Annotated in this window: 19 protein-coding genes and 1 pseudogene; 6 read left to right on the top strand and 14 right to left on the bottom strand. The window is 42.6% G+C overall.

Annotation, left to right across the window (positions count from 1 at the left end):
* Positions 1-75 precede the first annotated feature (75 nt).
* A complete protein-coding gene (locus tag EKN16_RS30350) occupies positions 76-1446 on the bottom strand; it encodes a (Fe-S)-binding protein (protein ID WP_125665154.1) in 1371 nt (456 codons plus the stop codon).
* Positions 1439-2854 (bottom strand): FAD-binding oxidoreductase, encoded by a 1416-nt coding sequence (locus tag EKN16_RS30345; protein WP_125665152.1) that lies wholly within the window; start codon positions 2852-2854, stop codon positions 1439-1441. Before EKN16_RS30345 ends, EKN16_RS30350 begins: the two co-directional genes overlap by 8 nt.
* A 118-nt stretch (positions 2855-2972) precedes the next feature.
* Here EKN16_RS30345 and EKN16_RS30340 point away from each other — a divergent pair, with 118 nt between their 5' ends.
* From EKN16_RS30340 to EKN16_RS30325, 4 genes and pseudogenes are all read left to right on the top strand, one after another.
* The gene (locus EKN16_RS30340) at positions 2973-3728 is read left to right on the top strand and encodes a FadR/GntR family transcriptional regulator (RefSeq protein ID WP_125665151.1); all 756 of its coding nucleotides are present in this window, start codon (positions 2973-2975) and stop codon (positions 3726-3728) included.
* Positions 3729-4243: 515 nt separating this feature from the next.
* Positions 4244-4480 (top strand): annotated as a pseudogene (locus EKN16_RS33855) (helix-turn-helix transcriptional regulator); the annotation flags it as partial.
* An 841-nt stretch (positions 4481-5321) separates the two neighbouring features.
* Positions 5322-5411, top strand: coding sequence for a putative holin-like toxin (locus EKN16_RS33330; RefSeq protein ID WP_125665150.1), 90 nt, complete (start codon positions 5322-5324; stop codon positions 5409-5411).
* A 561-nt stretch (positions 5412-5972) separates the two neighbouring features.
* Positions 5973-6731, top strand: coding sequence for a DUF6338 family protein (locus tag EKN16_RS30325; RefSeq protein ID WP_125665149.1), 759 nt, complete (start codon positions 5973-5975; stop codon positions 6729-6731).
* A gap of 395 nt (positions 6732-7126) precedes the next feature.
* On the opposite strand, the gene EKN16_RS30320 is transcribed toward EKN16_RS30325, so the two are convergent.
* From EKN16_RS30320 to EKN16_RS30285, 8 genes are all read right to left on the bottom strand, one after another.
* Positions 7127-7525 carry a hypothetical protein gene (locus tag EKN16_RS30320; protein ID WP_232016100.1) on the bottom strand — a complete coding sequence of 133 codons (399 nt, stop codon included), beginning with the start codon at positions 7523-7525 and terminating at the stop codon, positions 7127-7129.
* A 364-nt stretch (positions 7526-7889) separates the two neighbouring features.
* Positions 7890-8111 carry a hypothetical protein gene (locus tag EKN16_RS30315; RefSeq protein ID WP_125665147.1) on the bottom strand — a complete coding sequence of 74 codons (222 nt, stop codon included), beginning with the start codon at positions 8109-8111 and terminating at the stop codon, positions 7890-7892.
* A gap of 140 nt (positions 8112-8251) precedes the next feature.
* Positions 8252-8770, bottom strand: coding sequence for a hypothetical protein (locus EKN16_RS33325; RefSeq protein ID WP_183530806.1), 519 nt, complete (start codon positions 8768-8770; stop codon positions 8252-8254).
* Between the two features lie 94 nt (positions 8771-8864).
* Positions 8865-9776 (bottom strand): M23 family metallopeptidase, encoded by a 912-nt coding sequence (locus EKN16_RS30305; protein WP_125665145.1) that lies wholly within the window; start codon positions 9774-9776, stop codon positions 8865-8867.
* Between the two features lie 112 nt (positions 9777-9888).
* Positions 9889-10371 (bottom strand): hypothetical protein, encoded by a 483-nt coding sequence (locus tag EKN16_RS30300; protein ID WP_125665143.1) that lies wholly within the window; start codon positions 10369-10371, stop codon positions 9889-9891.
* Between the two features lie 170 nt (positions 10372-10541).
* Positions 10542-10946, bottom strand: a complete 405-nt coding sequence (locus tag EKN16_RS30295; protein ID WP_125665141.1) for a hypothetical protein — start codon at positions 10944-10946, stop codon at positions 10542-10544.
* Positions 10947-11756: 810 nt separating this feature from the next.
* Complete coding sequence (locus tag EKN16_RS30290; protein WP_125665139.1) at positions 11757-12932, bottom strand: MFS transporter; 1176 nt, start codon at positions 12930-12932, stop codon at positions 11757-11759.
* A 94-nt stretch (positions 12933-13026) separates the two neighbouring features.
* Positions 13027-13338 carry an ArsR/SmtB family transcription factor gene (locus tag EKN16_RS30285; protein WP_125665137.1) on the bottom strand — a complete coding sequence of 104 codons (312 nt, stop codon included), beginning with the start codon at positions 13336-13338 and terminating at the stop codon, positions 13027-13029.
* Positions 13339-13612: 274 nt separating this feature from the next.
* On the opposite strand from EKN16_RS30285, the gene EKN16_RS30280 reads away from it, so the two are divergent.
* Complete coding sequence (locus tag EKN16_RS30280; protein ID WP_232016098.1) at positions 13613-14155, top strand: hypothetical protein; 543 nt, start codon at positions 13613-13615, stop codon at positions 14153-14155.
* A gap of 116 nt (positions 14156-14271) precedes the next feature.
* Here EKN16_RS30280 and EKN16_RS30275 read toward each other — a convergent pair whose 3' ends face one another.
* Together EKN16_RS30275 and EKN16_RS30270 are read right to left on the bottom strand one after the other, a co-directional pair.
* Positions 14272-14820 carry a GNAT family N-acetyltransferase gene (locus EKN16_RS30275; protein ID WP_125665135.1) on the bottom strand — a complete coding sequence of 183 codons (549 nt, stop codon included), beginning with the start codon at positions 14818-14820 and terminating at the stop codon, positions 14272-14274.
* A 120-nt stretch (positions 14821-14940) separates the two neighbouring features.
* Complete coding sequence (locus EKN16_RS30270) at positions 14941-15492, bottom strand: GNAT family N-acetyltransferase (protein WP_125665133.1); 552 nt, start codon at positions 15490-15492, stop codon at positions 14941-14943.
* A gap of 162 nt (positions 15493-15654) precedes the next feature.
* Between EKN16_RS30270 and EKN16_RS30265 the strand changes: the two genes are divergently transcribed.
* Positions 15655-16146 carry a YhfM domain-containing protein gene (locus tag EKN16_RS30265; protein ID WP_125665131.1) on the top strand — a complete coding sequence of 164 codons (492 nt, stop codon included), beginning with the start codon at positions 15655-15657 and terminating at the stop codon, positions 16144-16146.
* Positions 16147-16661: 515 nt separating this feature from the next.
* On the opposite strand, the gene EKN16_RS30260 is transcribed toward EKN16_RS30265, so the two are convergent.
* Both EKN16_RS30260 and EKN16_RS30255 read right to left on the bottom strand, forming a co-directional pair.
* Positions 16662-18386, bottom strand: a complete 1725-nt coding sequence (locus EKN16_RS30260) for an O-antigen ligase family protein (RefSeq protein WP_232016096.1) — start codon at positions 18384-18386, stop codon at positions 16662-16664.
* 100 nt (positions 18387-18486) lie between these two features.
* Positions 18487-23400 (bottom strand): S-layer homology domain-containing protein, encoded by a 4914-nt coding sequence (locus tag EKN16_RS30255; RefSeq protein WP_125665127.1) that lies wholly within the window; start codon positions 23398-23400, stop codon positions 18487-18489.
* Between the last annotated feature and the right edge of the window lie 603 nt (positions 23401-24003).

Here is a 24003-nt window from a genome sequence, read left to right as displayed (position 1 = left end):
TTGGTCTAATTTGATGAAGGTATGATCAGGTTCGTATATTTAATGAAGCTATGAGGACTGTTACAGCCTCCTTAATTAGTCGGAAACAATCAGCCGCTCATGCAAGAAATCGACGATATGCATGGCTTCCATTTTCTCTTCGGGCTTATGTTTCTGAATTCCGAGCTTCATTTGGAGCAGACAACCGGGATTGCTTGTCAGCATATACCGAGCATTCGTTTGATTGGCATGTTCCATCTTATGCTCCAGCAGCTGTCCAGCCATCTCCGGCTGGGTAACATTGTAGATGCCAGCTGACCCGCAGCAGCGATCCGATTCCTTCATTTCGATGAATTGGGCATTGGCAACCCGCTTCATCAGCTGTCTTGGAGCCGCTGAACCTTTCATGGCGTTGCGTAGATGGCAGGAATCCTGATACGTAATCCGAACCATCTCGGATGTTCCAGTATTCGCAAGAGCGTCAGCGAAAGACGGGATTCGTCCCTTCTCCATAATGAGCTGGCTCACATCGATCACACGCGTTGCGAACCAGCTTGCGTCCTCATGCCAGTTCTTATCTTCATGCAGCAAATGATCGTATTCAATCAGAAGCGCTCCGCAGCCGCCAGCGTTAGAAACGATATAGTCAACATTGGCCGCCTTGAAGGCCGCTATATTCTTCTTGGCTAGTTCTCTGGCTGCATCCATTTCTCCGCTGTGTGCATGAAGCGCTCCGCAGCAAACCTGCGTCTCAGGGATGAATACCTCAAAGCCTGCCTCCGATAATAATTTCACCGTGTTCACATTCGTTCCAGCGAACAGGACGTCCATAATACAGCCTCTGAACAGAGCCACCCTAGCAATTGGCTCTCCTTTGGCTGGATAGGAAGTACCAAGCTGCTCAATTACCCCGCGTGCCGTAGCTGCGGGAAGAATCCCTTCCATCTCGCGCATATGCAAGGGAAACAGACGCATGATGCCCGTACCTCTGGCAATCCGCTGAAGGCCGGACTTCTGGTAGAACTGCAGGGAACGCCCCAACCATTTCAATCGGCTGCGATGTGGAAACACACCGTCGAAAAACAATTTACGCAGTCCGGTAATAGGCAGGCTATGGTCAGTATGATCCTCAATCGCATCTCGTGCCTGTTCGATAAGTTGTCCATACTTGACATCAGCCGGGCATGCCGGCTCGCATGCCCTACAGCCCAGACAATGGTTCATCTGCTCCTTGAACATAGGATCAGGCTCCATCAGCCCATCGACTGCCGCCTTCATAAGTGCAATTCGACCTCGTGGTGATTCTGCTTCTACTCCGGTTTCCTTAAAGGTTGGACAAGCTGGAAGGCAAAATCCACAGCGCATGCAGTTCGTCAATTGATCGTAATCCAGCTTCTCCAGAAGTGTTCGCGACAGTGGGTTGCTGTGTTCGATAATCGGCTTATTCATAGTGTGACTATTAGCCATGCTGAATAACCACCCTTTTTTTCGTTTCCTTGGCAAACATCTTGCTAGGATTCAGAATATTATGAGGATCGAATACCGCTTTGATGCCACGCATCACTTCCATCCCCGCTGCTCCAACCTTCCATTCCAGGTAGGGAGCCTTCACGATACCGACGCCATGCTCTCCGGTTATCGTACCGCCGAGCTCGATCGCAGCCTCAAAAATCTCTTCAAATGCTAATTCAACGCGATGAATCTCTTCCTTATCCCGAGCATCCGTTGTCGCGGTAGGATGAAGATTCCCGTCCCCTGCATGCCCGAAAGTCGCAATTGTGACCCTATGTTTAGTAGCAATCTCGTTGATACGCAGCACCATATCGGCAATCTTGGACCGAGGAACAGTCGCGTCCTCCAGTATCGTTGTAGGTCGAAGTCGGGCCAAAGCGGTGAATGCACTTCTACGGGCTGTCAGCAGTTTCTCCGCTTCCTCCCGGTTCGCAGCCACTTCAATTCGGTCAGCCTTCTCAAGGATACAGATTTCTCTGATTCTCTCAATGTCCCGCTCCACCGTCTCCGGATCCCCATCCTGCTCAATCAACAGAATCGCTTCCATGTCGCGAGGGAGTCCTAGCTTGGCAAAATCATCAACGACCTGAATCGTCGGATTATCCAAGAACTCCAGCGTCGCGGGAATAATCTTCGATTCAATAATGTTGGATACTGTTCGCGCCGCACCGTACAAGTCTCGGAACATGGCCAGCATCGTTTTCTTGGCTTTCGGAGGGGGAATTAGCTTAAGCGTCGCTTCTGTAATGACTGCAAGTGTCCCTTCCGAACCGACTAACAGCTTGGTTAGATCGTAACCAGCTACATCCTTCATCAGCTTTCCTCCTGTACGAAGGATGCTTCCATTAACCATAACCGCTTCCAGACCAATAACATAGTCTTTGGTCGTTCCATACTTTAATCCACGAAGTCCGCCGGAACATTCAGCAATGTTGCCTCCAATTGTGGATATCCGCATACTGCTTGGGTCTGGGGGATAAAACAAGCCCAGTGATTCGATATGGGCGGTAAACTCCGCCGTTATGAGCCCTGTCTGGACGGTTGCAGTAAGATTCTCTAGATCGACTTCGATTATACGGTTCATGCGATGCATGACCATTACGACGCCACCTTGTATAGGAACGGTCCCTCCGCATAAGTTTGAACCTGATCCGCGTGTTACAAGCGGTATTTGCGCTTCAGATAACACTTTCATTATGTCAGCTACCTGCTGGGTAGAATCCGGATAAATAACACCGTCCGGCAGAGCTTGCAGCATGGGTGTCCCGTCGTATGAGTGCGAGACCAATGACTCCATATCGTCTCGATAGTATTTCTCTCCAACGATAGATCGCAAACGGTTCACAATTTGAGGATTTAGCATCTTCATTTCCTCCCATAAATAGTAGTCAGGTCATCTGATGACTTTATATTGATTATAGCTTATGATACAAGTAGAGTATAGTGTTCGGAATCAAATTTTTTATCTGGAGGTCACAGCTATGCACCCGATCAAAGTAGAGACCGAGAAAGGTCATGAAATCGTTACTCGGCTAATCCTTAGTCAGATCGAACAAGGACAGATTGTACCGGGGCAAAAATTACCTTCCGTTGTTGATCTTTCTATCTCATTCGGCGTAGGGCGATCGACCATACGTGAGGCACTTAGCGCATTGAAAGCGATGGGTTGGGTCGATGTCCGCCATGGCGGCGGCACATTCGTGAAGAAAATTTTGCCTTCAGACGTACAGCCTGGTGCAGGTGATCCTTTTCTAGGCGCTGAGTCGGTTAGAGAAATACTCGAGGTGAGGAAGGTGCTGGAGGTCGGTACTGTCGCACTTGCCGCGGATAGACGCAACAAGGATGATTTGAATAAATTGCAGACCATTTTGACGAGGATGGAGCTCGCTATGATCAACAATGACACCTATGACGGTGAGCGAGCCGATGTAGAGTTTCATAGTGCCATAGCAGCGGCATCACATAATTCGCTGCTTATTCAGCTGATGGATTCCCTTACCCAGCGTCTAACTGAAACGATCGGCAAGACACGGGAGCTCTGGTTTTACGAGGATAAATCTTCAGCTTCTCGACTGCTTGAGGAACACAAGAACATTTATGAAGCCATTGCCCATGGAGATAAATCGAGAGCCGTCGAACTGATCGAAGCTCATTTGACTAAAGTGGAGAATGTCCTTAATAAACGGGGAGGCACTTCTACTACTGAACTAGAAAGACATGGGTTCTATAAAAAGTAATGTTTACTCTTCAAGAATTGCTTGGGATTATTGCCATTCGGGGTTTATTTGAATGAATACTGGATCTAAAAAAAAGAAAAGCAAGGGAATCCTTGCATCCCCAAACAAAAGAACAAATTAAAATAAAGGGAATGGCAAATGACATTCCCTACCTCTCGCGGCCGGCTACGGACGCGCCCCGACTGACGGATTGACGCGCATGCGGCAAGCTGGCAGGCGGGCCGATTTTCAGCAAGTGCTCCTGGATGCGCACAGACAAGAACGCAAAAAAAAACGCAGACTTAGAAAGCCCGCGCAGCTGCTTGTTCATCAAATTGTGCTTCGATGTTCGTTAGTTTAAGCTCTTTGAAAACTCGATCCATGACATCCTGACTGACATTCCCATTTGCACGTTCAATGAGTGAGATCCGTTTTTGCGTTGTCTCTGCCCGATCTGCAAGTTCTTACTGGGAAAGATTCAGCTGGAGACGTCTTGCTAGTACGATAATTTCGCTAGAGAACATAAACTCACGCCCAGAGAAACGGAGCTATTAAATGTTGTAGCTATCCGGGGTTATTCAAACGAAGAAATTGCGTATGAATTAAAAATTCAAAAGAAAACAGTCCATATTCACATGTCCAAGTTACTCTTAAAGACGGGTAGCTCTTCATCCAGGGAATTATTATCCAAAATTATTAGTACCCTTCTGCCTAAACCAATTGATGAAGAGCATATAGACAACAACGTAGAAAATACTAGAAATGAATATTAAGGTTGAATAGAAGCGGAGAGGTGAACAAATATGAATTGTCCACGATGTGGGACCGGGGTTCTTGAAAGTATGGGTTACCTAGAATTAAAAAAAGGCCCGTTAGAATTTACAGAAATAGTACCATATAAAAAACCTGCTTTAGGAATACTTGTCTGCAGCAGGGACGATTGTGAATATACTGAGTTAAAGGCAGCACCGGAATCTCTCACTCTGGCCAAGAGAACATTGAGAGATACATATTGTCCGTGGATCAGCCGGTCTTATGATCCAATCAGACTGTCAAACACTTTAAACTTGAATGGAAAGACACGTTAGATGGATGTGGCTTTAATTGTCCAGAGTGTGGAGTAAAACATACAGAGAAAACTAGGTTTGGTTGGAATGTTTCAATTGAGTTTGCATGCGGGCTATTGCCATCTCCTCCTTCTACAAAATACAATAGGACAAAGACCTATTTCGTTTCTTTCCTCGGTACCGTTTCTCCATAGTTACACGTAGCTAAAAAGCCCTTGGGAGAGAAGAAGTGAGGGTGATGAATCTATCAATCTATATAAAATACACATTTCACGTTTACGATATTCCTGATAACGGGAACCTATTATAATGATATTATTGACTTGAACAGATCCAACTCATATATAGAAGAAACACCGTTATTCTACTGGATCTGCTGAAGCTTTGCTATTGCAGAAGGTGGAATTTTTATTTTTGATTTCGGTACATAATCCTTGACTTTCTTTGACCAAATTGTATAAGCTGAAGTCACGACGAAGACGAGATTGATCGCGGGTCTTTTCCCTCCTGAGCCACAATATCTGGCTACAAGGGAGGGGGAAGAAGTATGAACAATGACTTGATTTTGCTGTTTACTGGCGGAATGTTTCTACTGGCACTGTTGACATATATCCATGTGGTCTACAAAAGAAAATAAGACCCAAACCACTTAAGCGTTCCTAGGCGCGTGGATTGGATCTTGCTGTTTTGAGCTTAACGCTCTGCGAGGGGAAAAATCCCGCGCATCTCTTGTTATAAGTCTCTACATAGAAGCGAATCGGTCTTGCACACCGGTTCGCTTTATTATTTTGAAGTGAAAATTATCATAGTTATCATAGTTATCATGGTTATCATAGTTACTACAACTGATACAAATATACGACTTTACATATATAAAGTCAATAAGTTGAAGGCTCTGGTGGAAGGGAATTAAGAATTCTTCTTCTTCTTCAGGCTTAAAGGATATTACAACCGCTATTACCAATCTAGCTGCTGAAATGTCTAAGTTTTTGATAACATAATCAACAAATTAATCTCCGAGATCGTACGTTATATAACTAACAAGAAACGACAGTAGGGGGTATCGCTGTAAAGACCCCTAAGACAAGCTCCCTACATCGCGTACTTGAAAAAAAAAGCCTTTAGGCTTATTGTTTTTTAGAGAACGGGCATCAGTTGGCTAAACTTATTGAAAAACTCAGTAACAGGAGGTGCGTTTTTGGATAGCCTAATCGGTACTATTATATTTCTCTTGCCTGGATTGCTACTTTACTTCTGGGTTCAGTATTTCGGGATTAATCCCGTAGTTAAACATAGCCCAGCAGAATTTACAGCCATTACAGTGCTGTTGTGGTTCCCAGTTTCTGCTTCAGCGATCTATGCATTAAATTGGCTGGTAAGGATTAATAGCAGACATCCATTTTCGAAAATTGTTACATCTAATTTTACGGAAATTTGGACACTGACGAATTTAAAAAATGCTTCAGATAACATAAGCTACTTAATTGCTTTTATCATCGCTAGTACCATAATAAGCTTTATTATCGGACTAGTCTGGTCCAAATGGATTCATTATCATATCTTTATTTGGATGGTAAATAGGATTCGTATTAGTCGTGATCTGGCTCCCTTATCTAAAAATACATCAGTATGGGATGAAATATTTCTCAACAACAATGTTCAGGTTGTAGAGGTTGGAAGAATAGATAAAAAAGATGGACTTCCTATCTATGGTTGTATAAAAAATACGTCCCGGCCATTTGAACCGGAACGTCACTTGTACATTGAAGAGTTACGTGATTTTGACAAGGATTTTATTGAGAAAAATGATATAGAGGTTGAAGGTCATCTTTATGATATTAAGTCTGGCTCCTATGTAAAAATATTCAACTATGAAATGACAATTAAAGCTCTTAATAAACATTGGGGGATTGAAGAAGTATTGTCTCCTCGGGTTAAAAAGAAAAAAAAGTCATAGCTTGAGAAGGGGCCTACTATTTTCGTGGTGGTGGAGTAATTGTGGGCTTATCAACGGATCTCTCTTCTTTAACTGGTCTTGATGAATTGGTAGAAGGCATTTTCGCTCTCATAATTATTTTTTCCTTATTGGTGGAATAATAGTTGGCTTAGTTACTGATTCTGTAAGTATTCTTGGATCCTTACTTGAAGAGTCAGTCTGAGTGTTTTTTTGCATTTGAATTCCTCATTTCTTTGGCGGTGGCTTAATAGTCGGTTTGTCGACTGAATGCTCTAATGGTGGCTTTTTAGGATTTCTAGGATTTTGATTGATGTTCTTAGGTAGATCTTTATTATTCATTTTACCGGATTCCCCCTAATTTTTATACTATTTGTGTAAACTTATATTTTCGGTAATTAAGAATCTTTTTCCATGTCCTCAAACAGGTTAGCAAAAGACTTAGCAAGTAAATTGCGTTTTTCTGGAGGAAACGGATTGCGTAATGTACTGTGGAATTTTCTTTCATACTCTTCTATTTTGCTTTTGTCCCAAGTGTCAATGAAGTTCGGACTGAATACGACATTTTCACAGTAAGTTGGAATTATGTTGTTTAAGAGTTGAAGCTGCTGTCCAGCACTTAATGAAAGTAATTCTTCCCGAAATTTCTTATAGGTTTCCTCATGTTCTTTTAACCAACTGAATAGTACAATCATTTGCTCTTTCTCTGGAATGACATTTAACATCAGTAGCTGGGCAATCTCATCCGTTTTAGTAATACTACTTGCAGGCTTTCCAGAAAGATCAAATTCCAACAAGAAACCGGAACATACCGCAATAGGAGGGTTCCCTTTGAATTTTAATGCTACTGTCTCAACTATGTTATAATTCCCTCTGATCAACGCTTCATCGAATTTTTGTTTGTGATAAAGGCTGTCTTTAACTGCTAATTCGTTTCCCTTAATGTAGCTTAAGTAATAGTCGTCTTTAATTAAACTAGGTTTTATTTTCCCTACATTTTCAACTGCTTTCCGAGCTTCAAGCTTTTTATGATATTCGAATGCGAAAGTTCGATATGAGAATAGGAAATGCTGTTGTTCTGTACCTTTGTAGGGGTAGTACCAGCGTAGCTGTCACCACCCGCAAACACATGGTAAATATTAATAGTATCTCCGTTTTCAATTAGAATCTTGGTTCCAGCGATGTAGTACCGTCCGTGTACTCAATGATGTAAAACTCGCAGCCGTTTATTTCACAAGTAACGATTCCTCGGGTATCATCTTCCGGATCGTTTACTTCCGATCCGGTGCTCGTAGTCTCGCCGCAGCAAGGACATTTTACGTCCTTAATGCCAGCGGCCAGCGCCTTGATTTGTGCTTCTAGGGCTTTCTTAATGTCACTCATTCCAATACACCGTCCTTTGAATTCGAAGCCGGGGTAGTACCAGCGTAGCTGTCACCAAGGGCAAAGTAAATCTATTAGGAAAAGCGAAAACAGGGCCAGAATCCATATTCTGTGCCCTGTTTGTGCCTTTTTTTTGATACCTATTTGTCATTCTTATACATCTCAAATTTCAATACATACAAGCTCGATTCAAGGCTATAAATGCCAAGCATATCGGGCGTAAGATCAAATGACTTCATATCGTCAACGATATCTTTCCGTTCACCCGACGCCAATAGGACACCCCAATTCGCATGAGATTTTCCATCGGCACTAATATTCACGTCACTCATACCGGGGGTTAATACGGTAACACGAGCGCCGGGATAATAGACAAAAACACTATATTTCCATGGATTACCTCCATCATCCTTCATATTTTCGGTTCGAACCTCGTAGACGTTTGTTATCTCAAGTTTGAGTCCGTCAAAATTAAAAGTTTTAGTTTCTCCGTTTTGTGTCGGATCTGGTGTCGGAGAAGGTGTTTGAGATAACGTTGAAGTGGGGCTGGGGTTCATAGTTTCAGTGGGTGTACTGTTATTGCATCCGACTAGCAACATCAACATAGTAATTGCCATGAGTATTACCATAGCACGTAGCGTTTGATGGGAGGTGTTCATTATAGATTTCTCCTTGCACAAATGATTCTGGACTTCATACACCCACGCAGATAAGCTGCGTGGGTGCATTCTCGCTAACACGATTAATCGTATCTTATGAGACCGTGTTTGTCTGATATTCATAAGCATTCGAACTCGCGTTAGGATCGTTGTCCGGTTGATAGAATTTTGCAGGACCGAAAGCCGCCTGAGATGTACCACTTCGAGTTAATCTAAACATCCATTGTACGGATGTTCCTGATGGTACCTTGCCGGTAAAATTATAACTATAAACATCTCCAGATCTGGTTATAGCACCTCCATCAGTCCACGTCCCCCCCGACGTTGTGCGATAGTACATTCTGACTTCAGAAAAGTACTCTTTAACGCCGTCATTCCTAATATACGCGGTAAAAGACGCAGTGTTGCTATTCCACCCTACTACGGCATAAGCGTCTAGGTCTTTGCCAGAGTTCCAGTTCGTCGAAGATAAATGCCTGTAATTGACCTCATTTCTGAGCCATTTCACACCACCCGATGTAGAACAGATTCCAAAATGAAGGTGTGCAGCGTTGGTTCCCTGATTGCCAGATTTGCCTATCAGAGTCCCTTTCGTCTTCTTTCCGTCAGGCTCCCTACTATTCAGATGATAAAACCTAACTTTATAATCTCCATCATCTTTTACATTATTGTTGTTTGCATCCACCAAAAATTCGACATCATACGAACCTGCACCAGTTATGCCAGTTGACCACCCGTCATATGGCGCATATACATCTGTATTCAACGCGGCTTGTACGTCTACTCCGTTATGGGGATTTGTTCCAACCGGACGCGGTTGATTCCACTTGCTGTTCACTGCCACAAAGCCTGAAGTTGAAGTGGTTGAAAGCGGCGAGTTGAAATTCACAATAGATGGCGGCGTATTGCCGAAAACGATACTGTAATCAGCCGCGAATACATTTGTTGTGAAAAAGAACGCAATGGCAGTAATAGAGAGTGCAAATGCCGTTATTTTTCGTTTCATTTTTTTACCACCTCTCCTTATAATATACTATTTCCAAAAATATACAACATTACATATTAGTCTTCCTTTGTTGTTGCTATTTATGGATTAAAACATTTTTTTATACAGCATATTACTCCCCTTGTGATTTAACCAGAAAGCTGGAGGATTCACTTCCATGTTTCGCATCGACGAGTACTGCGTAATCATTCACCCAATGGAAACGAATAATATTCCCGTTAACTGCCCGAGCGTTTTGCGACGAAATAGAGAGCAATTTCTGTGACTTTGTAGACAAGTCAACAATCATTACATCGTCAACGCCAACCATTGGGTCGTTACCATAATCTATCGCAACTTTGCTTCCCGATGGTGAAAAACGGGGTTCGCCATCAAGGTATCCGGAAACTCTGGAAATTTCAGATACCCTTCCTGTTGATACATCGACACTACTAATGAACGCAGTGGAATTAGAACTGCCATCATTATAACTTGAGATCACGATTTTTCCATCCTTAACGCCGCTTATACGTAAATTCGGCAGTTTCGGAACATCTACAGTAACAGCCGTCTTGTTATTTACATCAATCATACGCGTGTCGCTGAGTGCTCCCACAACAACATTGCTATCAGTAATGAACCCGATAATATCGTTGTTAAGGGACGGATTAATCAGTTGATGTTCTTCTCCGGTATTAAGATCAATTCCCCAAACAGATGTCTCATTAAGCTCGATGCTGTCTCGATTCGTGCGATAAACGACATACTTACCATCAGGACTAATGTTTACGCTATCGACCCAAGTAAGATACCAATCTGGATGAAGCTTCGTAATCCCGAGGCTGATTTCAGCTCGAGCGAATATGCTTTCATATGTTCGGCGACAAATTTTGCACGAGATTCGGCAAGGTTGTTTATGCCGGGAATATCTTGCCCCTGCGCATCTACAATGCCGTTAGGGTAGAGTATACTCATCATTTCCGAATACTCTTCATCGTTAATTGAGTCAACCAACAGAACCGCGCCGTTCTCCCCAACCATAACATTACTGACATTTTCTTCGTACGGGACAGCCGCTAGCTTATTTTCGCTCGAAATAGGCGGGTTTGATGCTTGTATTACTTGAGAAGTCGCGACCCCGAGAAGGATAAGCGAAGTTGCTATAACTGTGATTCTAGACCATTTTTTCATAATCAAACCTCCCCTTCCTACGCTGAAATTTGATGGAAACTACAACAGAGCGAATGCTTGTTTTTGATGTAAAACGTTCGCGGAATAGAAATGTTTCTCCGGAACCTGCTTTAAAACTGCAAACTGGTCTTATGTGGGTATAACAAAAGGTCGCGAAAAGCTTGACAGATAACATCCACATGCATAGCGAAGAACATTCATTTGTTCGCTACATGACATAACACCTCCAAAAACTACTTTTCATGTCGCGTCAAGTAGGAATTTGAAACTTTAAACCCCTGCATTGACTACTACAAAATACCATCAAAAGGGATATTTATGTAATAGTTCTTGGGTTGCAAAATAACGGCAAAACTCGACTCTTGCGTAGTGGACCAGTTTAGTAAGGACACTTCAAAATGGATTTGTTTTGATGATTATTGCTCCACCAATAAGGTGTAATCATTACTCAAACTTCCCCCTCTCCACGCGTATCATTCAAGCGGAAAGAAGGGTCCTTACTGATAGAGGAAGTATCTACAAGTAAGAACGCTAATTGAATGCATCTCGTTATCAGTGGATTTCAATTTTTTTTGAGCCGCCTGACTTCTTCTTGAAACCATTAGCACAGCACTACCTTTAATAGGGATGAACGTAGACGGAACGACAAGAAGAAACGGCTAACGCCGCCCTTGGCGGCGAAGCAAGTTTCTTCCCTCTGAAATATAAGCAAAGTATAGAGGAAACTTATACTTTCTTATAATTTGAGAAGGGGCCGCCTGGAAAAAGCAGCCCCTCTTGAATATATCTCTATTCATTCCATTTATGCACCTAGGCTGCATTTACCGCCTCGCCTCTTGAACTGAACCATTTTATTTTTATCATAATCATTAAGAAAGCAAGTAAGGCGAACGCAAATCCACTCCAAATGAGCTGATGTAAGCCCAGTTGAGAAATAGTCCAACCACCGATAGAAGATCCTAAAGTAATCCCAAGGTTGGAAAATGAGACAAACAAGCTATTGCCAAATTCAGGTGCTTCTTTCGACTCTGTTGTGAGCCATGTTTGACTGACAATAAGACCACCAGAATGTACGATCCCCCAAATGAATATGATTACAATCATTGGAATGAAATAGGACCCCCAATAATAAGCGAATACGTATACGACCATATATAGAAGAGGAAACAAGATTACGGTCTTTTTTAAGTTTCTTTGCAAAAAAATCCCAAACAAAAAATTACCCAAAATCATTATTACTCCAAATGCCATCAGCATCATACTAACCCAAGATCCCTTCATATGTGTTACTTGCCCTAGATATTCCGCGAAGTAGCTGTACACAGCGAACATTGCTGCAAGGATAAACATAACTGCCGCGATATTTAACCACAATTCAGGTTTACGCAATATAGCAAGCTGCATGCCATAAGACATTCTTTTCTTAATAGGCATGGAAGGAAGCCACAATAATATCCCTGCAAAGGCAATCGTATTTACAATGGCACCAAATAAGAATGCAGCTTCTAATGAAAATCGTTCTGCAAGAAACGAAGTCAGAGGTATACCGAAAGCAAATCCGACAGTTATTCCAGCAAAAACCTTCGTCACCGCTTGGCCGCTTTTTTCCGAAGGGACAAGATTAGCTGCAGTGACAAGCGCTACCGAAAAAAAGACAGGATGAAAAATAGCAGGTAGAATTCGGAAAGCTAGCATGACATTGAAATTAGTTGTATAAGCATAAAAAATATTTGAAATAACGAAGAAAAACACCGCTGTTAATAGAATTACTTTACGATTAATTCCAGAAGTGAGTAAGGTCAGGAACGGACCTGAAATAGCAACGACTAAAGCAAATATACTTACAAGTGATCCTGCCTGTGAAGTTGTTATATTGAACTTTTGAGTGATCTGGGGCAGAACTCCTATAATCCCCATTTCAGTTGTAATAATACCGAATACCCCTAAAGCCAGTATAATGATAAGCATTGGGTTAACCTTTTTCATTTAAATAAATCTCCATTCCTAAACAAGTATATTTATCTATAAAATCATCTATCTATATATCTGGATATGTTATAACAAAAAAAACTCCTTTCTCCTATAGTTCCTTTTGGATGTAGTCGGCAAATTCCTGTATTGTCTTTTCGTTCCGACGATAATACGTCCACTTCCCGATTCGCTCAGATTCCAACAAACCAGCTTGCTGCATCGTTAACAGATAGCTAGAGATGACGGATTGTGCAAGTCCCACTTTAGCTTGAATATCCCCCACACATACACCAATTTGAAAACTGATGCCTTGTTGTAAATACTTTCTTTCATCAAAAAATTCCTTAGGATTCTTTAGCCACAGCAAAATTTGACGGCGTGTCTCGTTTGACAAAGCTTTGTAGATCAATAAAGGTTCCATATAGATCATTATATCTATTTTTATAGATTTGTAAACAGTGCGTATGCTAAAAAGGTGACGTTTCCTCGCAAGGAAAGGGAATCTAAGTGCTTCACAGCGGGTATGGAAAAGGGTAGGCATTCTGATCCTCATTGTCATTTCTCAGTATCTCAAAACTTCGTAAGTACATTACACTCAACTCCAATTAAGTTTAGCTTCTTATGTTATCATTGTACTGAGATAGAAGTTGATCGTATATGGAAAAACGGTTCAAGAAGGTTCATTAAATTGAGGAGTGATTCATCTGGAGATTATTATTCCTTCTCGTATATTAACTTACAATAAAGAACAATTAGATCGCTGGGTAATTGGAAGTCGAGAGGACTGTATTGACTCCTATTGCAAGAAACTTAAAGGCTCGAAGGGATTTGGTGAGTATATAGCGGGCAAATTCTATGAATCATTGGGTTATCAATGGATCCATCATGACTATAACCTATTTGGCGGAAACAAACTGGGAAAGTACCCTGAAGCAGAAACTATACTACGTAAACATTTTGGAGATGCAAGATATGAGAGTGGTCGAGGATACTATTCAGCTTTCTCTCAATTTGTAAAAGTGGAAGAACCCGATCTGTTGATATATAAGCCAGATTGTTCCGAGATCCTATTCGTCGAATGTAAGCGGCATGACACAAACGATAAATTAAGAGAGAGTCAGATAAGAGGGCTTGCACTTTTAAAGTTATTGTTTCATTGTGCTGTTGAAGTAGTCGAAATTATAGAGGAAGGAAGCGGACAATCCGGGGAAGGACAACCAATGGTTTGGCAGTTTTAGAAAATTACATGACACCTATGTATTATGAGATGACAATATAATTTAGCCGAGTGACTGCAGCATTTAGCCCTGTAACCCACTCGGCTATTTGATGTCCGTTCCTAATAATAGCTCAACTATTTCCCTTTATAATCTTTTCTCAATATGGCGAAAATAGCGGCATCGACAAACTGATTCTTTTCAAAAAAGTATTCCTTTAATAGTCCTTCTTCTCTCAATCCGGTTTTCACAAGTAATTTCCGTGAACTAATATTCCCTGGATCTATAAATGCCTCGATTCGGTTTAACTCTAGCTCGTTAAATCCGAATTTAATTATTTCCTTAATTGCTTCTGTCATAATACCCTTAAGCCAGAATTCAGGGTTTAATTCATATCCGATTTCAGCTTTGTAATGTTCCTTTAACCAATTATGATACCCGCAGGTTCCAATTATTCTATCTTCTGACTTCAAAGAGATTCCCCAGCGTATACCCTGATTGCTTTCAAATTTCCGATTCCAGGATTGAATCAATTCTTCGGCTTGTTTAATTTCCTTGAAACTCTCCAAATCATAATATTCAGTTACTTCATCCTTAGAAAAATACTGAAAAAGCTCTTTGGAATCTTCCTGCTTTAACTGTCTTAATACTAATCTTTCGCTTTCTAAAACGGGAAACTGTTTCATATGTAGTGTCCTTTCACTAGGTCATTCATCTTCCTCGACCGATACACTAAATGGAGCTATCTTTATCTGTTCATTCAATAAAAGGCCACCAGATGATGGCAGCCTTCCTGTAGCACTCTTTTACCTATTCAATTCTTCATATTCACTATTTAATAAACCATAAATTAACTCGTCAAAGTGCTTTCCATTAGTGAAAATCATCTTCCTGAGTCTTCCTTCTTGCTTAAAACCTAGAGACTCATGAATGGCAATGGAGCTATCGTTAAATGCATAAATATTTGCCGTTACCTTGTGGTACCGTAATTCTTCGAAATAATATCGCAGTAATAGCTTCACCGCTTCAGAAGCATAACCTTTACGCCAATGCTCACGGAAAATGCCGATTCCATATTTAAAAGTCCCATTCCGTGAATCACAGCTATGAGCATTAATACCTCCAACCAGTTCACCATCAAGCGTTTCAATAGCAAACATATAATTGTCGCCATCAGGGGTTTTAGATGATTGATGTTCTGCCCATAACTTCGTTCCCTCTTCAGATCTTGGAAAGTGAATGACATCACAAAGCCTCTCACATTCAGAATCATAATCATTATTATGATACTTTTCCCAATCGCTAGACAAAACCGAACGTAATCTGACTTTAGTTCCTGTCCAAATATTGCTTATCATATAGGCCCTCCTATTTTTTTCACTCTCACCCTTATCTACTAACGGCGGAGATCTCGAACGAGGTTCTACATTTTTATTTGAAACTACATGGTTCTCATTCCTTTCTTTTGTAAAATTATATCATAACAACAATAATCGTTGGAAAACTTTTAGCAACATTACTTGGCATGGCTTCGTTATTTAGACAGCAAGGAATATGAGAATACGAAAGTTGAGGGGTTTCAAGTGAGAAAATCTTTTACTGCTGGATTACTACTCCTGTTCATGATGAGTTTCCTAGTTGCTTGTAACCAAAAAGAAGCATCGCATCAGCAGAACCCCTATCAAAACTTAAATCTTCATATCAGTAGACTAGAAGGACAAAGTTACACGGTTTATAAGAAAATCGTTGATAATGAAACAGTGAAAACAGTAATGAGTGTTCTACTAGATGTACCATGGGAAAATGCAAAAGTATCTATGTCCCGTCAACCTGATTATAAAATTCATACCATTAATACGGATCCAGCAATTTCGTACGAACCAGTGACTTATGCCGTCTGGCTAACGCCCAAGAAAGACAGGTTAGAAGTGATTATTGAAGGAAAGTCTAAGTATGGGAAAATGACAAAGAAAGATAGTGAAAAACTATTTTCAATTCTGGAAACGCCCTGAGACGGACATCACAAATTACTTGTCCCACCTGCTTCCATCCACTTTTCCTCATCCAAAACAGCAGAAGTAACATAGCTAGAAAAAGAAAAAGGGAGAGAGCTGTGTTACTTGCTCTCTCCTCGTTTGGGTTGCATGTTATTGGTTGGAGTTACAGGCTGTGTTTGCCCGCTCCTCTGGCTTTTACTCAGCCGTTTTCCTCTTACTACTTACCCTGTTGATGGGTGGAAAAAAGGGTGCGCTTTAGTGGGGTGATACAACTTTATTTGGGCGTTACAAGTTTATTTACTTTGTTATGTGTGAGTTGTAATTCAGCTTGACACAAAAAGTAGCCCTTTAGCGTGATTTTGTAATGACTTTTGGTACAAAACGATCTTTTTTGTAATAACAATTGACACTAGAGCAAATGACAGTCCCATGGGTCATTAGAATCGGTCATCTTCGTCAATAGCGTTATCCCCTTCACTCGTGCATAGGGAGATACATAGACAATAATCCGAACCAGCCTTGTCGGTGTTCTAATTTTTCATCTGCGCTTCTTTCTGACCCAGCTCCTCCCGCCAGCGCGCCATAAAGCGATTCTGCTGAACTAGTTCACTCAAAACAGCAACAGCTTTCTGACGGTCTCCCTGCATCCACAGAATATCGCTGTTCAACTTCCTATACCAAATCTGCTCAGAGTGTCCTGACAAGGACTTCTCGTTCTCGTCTCGAGCGACATCCAAATAACGGGGATCCTGATTGGATTCATACTCTCGCATGTATAATCGGGCTTTGCGATCGTGAATCCGGTCGGCAAAGATTGCCACAGACGCGCTCCGGTCCAGCAACAGGACGGCGTCCGCTTTGCGTTTCTCCCCAATTGCCCTGGTAGCAGACTGCTGAAGCTGATCAGATACAAGCAGCAGAGTCGCGATGATCAGCGCTCCGGCTGTGACTATGCCGGCGGTCGTTTTTACTGTAACCGATCTTCCTACTTTGTTCGCTGCTGAGGCGCTCTCATCGGAGGGTGCCCCCAAAATGAACAGCAGACCGAGCAGGTAGGGAAATGATAAAGAAAAATCGACCAGACTGTGCATCATAAGTATGCAGCAAGCCAGCATGCGAAAGTGATCGAATTTGGCTTCTATTTCATCCTTCTGCTTGGCGGCAGAGAAGCCTCGAACGACCAGACTTACACAAACCGCCGCAAAGATCAGAAATCCAACAATCCCGATTTCTATCATCACCTGCAAAGGCTGGTTATGAACATATGCCGTAAAATAAGCGGCTGTCTGATAATGGTATTGCATATACGCCCATGTCCCGGCGCCAAAACCCCATACCGGCGAGTCCAAAACCATAGACCAGGCGTCATGGTAATAGACGAGTCGGGTGAAGCCTTCCCCCGTGCGGGAGACAAGCGTGCTCCACCGACTGGCCATACTAGATCCGCTCCATAGAGCAAGTATGACCAGCAGGGGTACAACTGCGAGGAGTATTAACCTGACGTAACCATGGGAAATCATTGAATCGGATAATCGGTAGCCGAGCACGAATACCACTATAACAGGGATGACTAACAACGGTGACCAGGCATACGCTGTCGCCGCAGCAATTCCAAGGGCGACATTGGCGCTGCAGCGGAACCACAGCAAGGGAAAGCTCCGTCTGCTCCAGAAAAATAATAGGACGAATGCGACGAACAACAGTGCCAGTACCGTTCTGGATTCAGTCAAACAGATACCGACAGCGCACAGGAAGATTGGGATCTGCATCCATTTGGAGCTGGAAAACCCTCTCACGGATAAAGCGAAAGTCATTATTATTCCGACCAGCAGCAGAATAGCGTACCCATTGGCGTAATCGATAAAGCCCGCCAGACGACCGTCGACGAATTGGTCGGTGGCTACCCCTAGCGGCACGGACATCGCAGTCAGCCAGACCCAGACCATCCAAATCCGGTTCATCCATTGCCGTGTTACAGACTGAGCGAATATATACAAAGGTATCAGAAAAGCCACCTTCAACAGGCTGTCTAACGCTTCGCGGTGATCGGTGCCATACCCAATACTCGCCGCATACATAGCCGTCAGCGCTAGCAGTAAGTACAGAGTAATATCCTGTGGAAGCCTTCTTCTCAGTAAGAACACAATAAAGCCAAGCGAGATAACTAATGTAGCCCACATCAGTTGGGATTCGAAGATATATCCCCGAAAAAAAGGACCACAAAATATAAATAGCGCAAGAGTTAATGTTTCCATATTTAAATTGCGAACAGTCAAGCCTTTCGTCATAGCTGTATCATCCATTTCTTCTTCATGAATACGGGAAGAGACCCGATTGCTCGGGTCCCTGTCTTCCTTATTTGTTTGCCTGATTTAACAAATTGACGAGCATTTGTGCAGCTTCCGCACGTGTCGTCATTCCTTTAGGAATGAACATGCCACTACCGTCGCCCTTGATCAGTCCATTGGCCAGGGCAAAGCCCACAGCGTCTACCGCCCAACTGCTGATTTTGACGGAATCCTTGAATGTCACATCTTTGGATGCCGAAGAAGCAGCATTCATATGCTTCAGAGCATTTTTAAGGATAACCGCCATCTCCTCCCTCGATATGGGCCTGCTTGGAGCGAACGAATCCTCACTGATGCCTTTTACAAGATTATTCTGATAGGCTGCAGCTACTGCCGAAGCATACCAAGCTGTGACAGGAACATCCTTGAAGACGGACGGCTGCTCTGTAGACAATCCAAGTGCATGTACGAGCATCACTGTGAACTCAGCTCGGGTAACCAATCTGTTCGGAGCGAACTTATCAGGTGTGGTTCCCTCTACGAATTGCTTAGCTGCCAGCTCTTCGATTGCATCATGAGCCCAATGAGCAGCACTCACATCCGCGAATGCCTTTTTCACTTGAAGTACACCATACTTGCTAAAATGTGTGACCTTCGCGACAAGCATACCATTGTCCTGTTTACTTGGTAGATAAGTCAGATTTCCGTCTTCCGAGATGTAGTATACGTTCGTCAAATGCTTCACAGCATTTGGGTCTACTTCGAACGTCAACGTTATTGGTTCATCAAAAGTTGTTAACAAGATCGACTTACTATCCTTTGCCGTGATCGACAGCTTGAAATCGTAAACGGTGCCTGCTTTTTTGAAATCTGTGCCGGAGACTGCTTTAACCGTACCCGACAGTTCACTATCACTAATTGACGTGAGGGATAAAGAGAACTGGGCATCTGCCAATTTATCTTTTCCAACCAACTCGGTTAGCTGCTTAAGCACGGCTGGAGGGATAGATACCTTGCCGTGAGTACCCGTAAGCTCCAGCACGTTTTTAGTGCCATCACCACTCAGAATGTTAGCAGGAATTACCACTGCTTCACTGTCCTTAATCTGAAGCGTGACCACGCCATCCAATGCGGCAGGGATATCTTCAGGCTTGAAGATCGTTGTCTTCGATGATACTGTGTCAGTACTTTGATCCACGCCTGGAGGGATGATGCCACCGCCCCCACCGCCGCCAGGAAAACCACCGCCATTTGCAGGGACAGTGAATGAGTTAGTCACAACAGCCTCTTCGTTCGGACCCACAGGTTGGCTGTATGCAACCGAATAAGTACCGCTAGTAAGTGCTTTTGATACTTCAAGGCTTCCATACCAATTATACGCGAGAGCTTCATAAACTTTATTTTGATGGCTATCTTTAATGGTAACAATAGCAGGGACATAATTATAGCCACCGCTTTTTCCAAGAGAAATATCCTTCAACTTCAAATCCCCACTCATAAGTTCCGGTTTCATCGTGAGGACAATTTTATCGCCCTCTGTTCTCTGGGCAATAGTTAATGAAGATTTTGACAAATCTACATGACCTGTAAATGGAATAACCGTATCCTTATCCACATCGTACGTATTATTAGTCATCCAGTATAAATTCCAAGGTTCCTCCTCGGGACTACTTGTTCCCGTAACGAACTGGAATTGCTGCTTACCAGGGCTGACGTAAGCTTTGTCCATCAATTTCCCGTCATAATAATAATTGAATGAATACCTGTTTTCTCCAGGAGCCAACGAATTAAAAGTAATGAATGGATGATTTCCCTGCAATTGCAAGAGATGCGTGCCGGGGTCTCGTAACGTCCATTTACCTGTCACCGCGTCCGTATGAACTTCTCTTCTCAGGTTATATCCGGTAGAATCACCGTCCCAGCCATTAAACACAAGCACAAAGTCTTGAGGTTTCATAATAATCTTATTAATTTTAATTTTTCCTAGACTACCATAACTTTGGCTGGCGTAGGTGCTAAACGATTTCTCTTTGAAATTGATAACCGGGAATTCCAATTGTATATCCCTCTGGAGAAAGTCTTTCGGAAGATCGCTAACTTCCGGCGAGATCGTGATGGCCGATGAAACATAAGCAACCTTTTTGAGATTTACGAACTCAGAACCCGTCAAAAGGAGCTGATTGTAATAAAGTACTCTTTCCCCACTTGACGAAATCAAATTAATCGCAAGATGCAGGGCATACTTCTGGTCAAGATCAAGAGTTGGGGGATAAGTGCATAGCATTCCATCTTCCATCCACAAATAGACTGGGGATGACGTATCATTCAGTGGCTGCAGCACCACATTGCTATATGAAATACTTCCTTTCTGATAACTGGGTGGCAATTCGATAGGAATCCGAGTTATCTGTTCACTTCTACTGATTGCTGTGATATTCGCTTGACCTGTTAGCTTGACAACATCAGAAGGAAAGTTCTGATTGGTTAATTTAAGCGAGTAGTCACCTGATTGAATCGGGATATCCGTGTGGACCAGCAAAGGATCCGACGAATGTACAGTATCTCCAATTTTTTGATTATCTGAGTTATACATTTGATAATCAAGTGTAGATCCACCGACTACTATTTGGTTAGTGCCCACTGGCTGGTCTAACGGTGCGTAGGAAAGTCCATCTTCAATATCCTGGATAGACATAACCTGCTTCTGTCTCGCACTACCTACAGTAAACGTAATCCCTTCTGTTTCGATTCGATCTGCTATTTTTGCCACTACAACATGCGAGACATCCACTAAGTTATTATCCAATTCGTCCATATAATCGGTGTATACTCGCTGATTCAGCTTTCCTGCTATGAAAAATTGATTCTCTATCCGTCTATTGACGAAGTCATGTCCGATCCCAAGTGTTATATCCTTCTTGACCTTGCCTAAATATTTACTAAAAGTGTACCTGTAAGCGCCTGATTCCACGTAGTAGGAAGCAGTAACATCGTTCCCCTTACTCACGAGGTAACGCTTCGCGAAACGTTCTTCTTTGCTAAAGGCATCATTCACGTCCAACTTGGCATTCTCAAACCCTGCCGGCAGTCGTATCTCCGCAGTCTCTCCATTCAAGTCGATGGTTTGGACATTTCCGCCATTAGGAGCGACAGTTCTGGTTAGGAAATATCCGGTATCCGTGCTAGCGTCATATAGCTTTGTAAGCATAGATATCTTGTTGTCCGTCTGAATGTAAACCTCGGCCTGATGATTATTGCCGAATAGAGCGAGGGCCGGCCAACTAGAGAACTGCTCATGATCATCCAGTACGGAGAGGAGCAATGAATCGCCCTCATTCGCCTGAGCAGCTTTAATTGTAATATGTTTGAGATTGGAGCTCTTGAACTGAATATACTTATCATCGCGAGATACGGGGCGGTGATAAAGTACTTTGTGCTGGCCGTCTGCAGATGTTCCAACCACTTCAAGTTCATAACTGCGTCCCTTCAGCAGCTTCTGGTAAGGTATGATAAAAGATCCATCGCTCGACTTTTTTGATTTATAAGTCAGAAGAGTACTGTAAACGGCCTCCCCATCATTGGCTCCCCCGATCCAAGGTGGCTGCTTCTCAAACAAAAAGACTTGGCCGTCAGCCAGAGGTTGCCCAGCTTCATTCTCTGTATGAATAACTAGCCCTTTACCATCGTATTCCGGAGCACTTTTTATCAAAACTGATTTATTCAAGCTCAGTGGCTGCTCAAGGCCGTTCATTGAGAATTCGACGGTATAACTACCGCCTTTAAGGGGCGTATCAAAAGTATGATCATAACAACACCAACTGTTTGGACTAACGTCCGTCTCATAGACGGATTGGCCCTGGCTGTCGGCAATTTTTATATGCAGATTGATTGAATGCTTCCACTCACTGCCAATCTGTTCGTAAATATCGCTTAGTTGGAAGTCGCCGTTATTCACGACAACTATAGATGATAAGCGTTCTGCGGATATATTCAAATACTGAATTGACAACTTCGGTACGTCAAAATGCAGCTCTCTATTTCCCTTTACCTCAAAATCGACGATCGTCCAGGAAGTGATTCGCTCTCCGCCGTCAATCGGCGCGCTTTGATCGGCTCTAAGCGAATAAACGCCTTCGGTGACAATCAAATCATCAATGTCTTGGAATCCAGCCGAGACACCCGCTCCCCAAAGATTGATATTCCGCAAGCCGCCAGGCAACTGAGTGACTGAAGCAGCGGATACATCCTCCTTATTAAAGACCAGATTTGTGCCCGAGAACACATTAAAGGTTTTCCGAATCAGATATCCTTCACGATTCTTCACTCCGGAGTAGCTTAATTCAAGTTTACCCGGCTTAGACAGTATAGAAAGTTCGGACATATTGGAGATATTGGCATTTACAGAAACATTGCCAAAAGAAACTCTTAACTGAGGATAAGTCCAATCTGCAAACGATGAATGATCGAGCGGTACCTCCACGGCATCCATATCAATCGTCCAGTTGCTTAATGCAACAAGCTCTTCACTTGTCATCGTATCCTCGTCGATATAAAGTAGCGACTTACCTGTTGACTTCTGTGTATAAAGCGCAGTCAGTGAAATGGTTATCTTGGCCTTCGGCGGAAGCTGAACCATTCCCAGGTCAATTATGCCATTCACAATCTTGAGATCCCTCGAGTTAGCACCGTTCTCATCATTATAAAAAATGCTCGCATTATTGTAGGGGCTGACCGAATACCCATCTATTTCTCCCATTTGAATCTTACCAGGATTCAGAGTGGTCCCTCCCGCAGAATCGACATTCTCCGATTCAGTACTGTTTGGTAAAGGAAGGTCCTGGTTAAGAGTTTCAAGGACTTTCTGCTCCTGATTAGCATCAGGATTAATATTATCCCCTACTGCTGCATTTGATCGTACCGGCATCGCCAGTGTGAAAAGCAAAACGAAGCTAATTATGCCTATTGTCCAACGTCGTAACATTTTTCTGTGCCCCCATTAAATAGAAAGAATATGGATAAGATTTACTAATGAGAATTATAACATCCGAATGGGTATGTATATGTCGAAAATTGTCGTTTAATCAAATAAATTCAATGACTACGTCACAAATACTGAAATGCTTCGGCTTGCATGCCACGGTGCAAAAGAAGCATCGTTCCTTCCACTAATTTACAAATATTAAAAAGTCCTGATTAATCAAGGATTCTTGATCATCAGGACTGACCTCACTGTGCCAAAAAAATGTTCCATTTCGGTGCCTAACAATATTCCAAACAGTGTCAATCAGAATTACAACCCACATTATTACTTTATTTGCTGTGATACTTCCTATGCACCGAATATAAGTCGTTTCACTCAAACTCCATCCAAGTATCCCGGCATTTTCCTTCGAGATCAGTAAAAAGATAGAGGTAAAAGGAGAAAAAGCCTTCAAGCATATGAGAATAATCGGGAGTACAATATTCGGAAAAAAAGCTGGGGGATACACGAGATTATTGGTGTAGGAACGTGCTTGAGTTGGGCTGAGGCCTCCTCGGTCATTTACTCCCGCTTCCTTCTCATTCATCCGTCGCTGTGCCGTGT

The organism is Paenibacillus baekrokdamisoli (genome assembly GCF_003945345.1).
In the GTDB taxonomy this organism is placed as follows: Bacteria; Bacillota; Bacilli; order Paenibacillales; family Paenibacillaceae; genus Paenibacillus_Z; species Paenibacillus_Z baekrokdamisoli.
This window is presented reverse-complemented; position numbering and strand designations above follow the sequence as displayed.

Coding starts and splice junctions, on each gene's coding strand:
- EKN16_RS33325 (WP_183530806.1), bottom strand. CDS start 8,770: ATGAACACCTCCCATCAAACGCTACGTGCTATGGTAATACTCATGGCA.
- EKN16_RS30295 (WP_125665141.1), bottom strand. CDS start 10,946: ATGAAAAAATGGTCTAGAATCACAGTTATAGCAACTTCGCTTATCCTT.
- EKN16_RS30260 (WP_232016096.1), bottom strand. CDS start 18,386: ATGGAAACATTAACTCTTGCGCTATTTATATTTTGTGGTCCTTTTTTT.
- EKN16_RS30350 (WP_125665154.1), bottom strand. CDS start 1,446: ATGGCTAATAGTCACACTATGAATAAGCCGATTATCGAACACAGCAAC.
- EKN16_RS30270 (WP_125665133.1), bottom strand. CDS start 15,492: ATGATAAGCAATATTTGGACAGGAACTAAAGTCAGATTACGTTCGGTT.
- EKN16_RS30305 (WP_125665145.1), bottom strand. CDS start 9,776: ATGAAACGAAAAATAACGGCATTTGCACTCTCTATTACTGCCATTGCG.
- EKN16_RS30345 (WP_125665152.1), bottom strand. CDS start 2,854: ATGCTAAATCCTCAAATTGTGAACCGTTTGCGATCTATCGTTGGAGAG.
- EKN16_RS30290 (WP_125665139.1), bottom strand. CDS start 12,932: ATGAAAAAGGTTAACCCAATGCTTATCATTATACTGGCTTTAGGGGTA.
- EKN16_RS33330 (WP_125665150.1), top strand. CDS start 5,322: ATGAACAATGACTTGATTTTGCTGTTTACTGGCGGAATGTTTCTACTG.
- EKN16_RS30285 (WP_125665137.1), bottom strand. CDS start 13,338: ATGGAACCTTTATTGATCTACAAAGCTTTGTCAAACGAGACACGCCGT.
- EKN16_RS30340 (WP_125665151.1), top strand. CDS start 2,973: ATGCACCCGATCAAAGTAGAGACCGAGAAAGGTCATGAAATCGTTACT.
- EKN16_RS30275 (WP_125665135.1), bottom strand. CDS start 14,820: ATGAAACAGTTTCCCGTTTTAGAAAGCGAAAGATTAGTATTAAGACAG.
- EKN16_RS30315 (WP_125665147.1), bottom strand. CDS start 8,111: ATGAGTGACATTAAGAAAGCCCTAGAAGCACAAATCAAGGCGCTGGCC.
- EKN16_RS30255 (WP_125665127.1), bottom strand. CDS start 23,400: ATGTTACGACGTTGGACAATAGGCATAATTAGCTTCGTTTTGCTTTTC.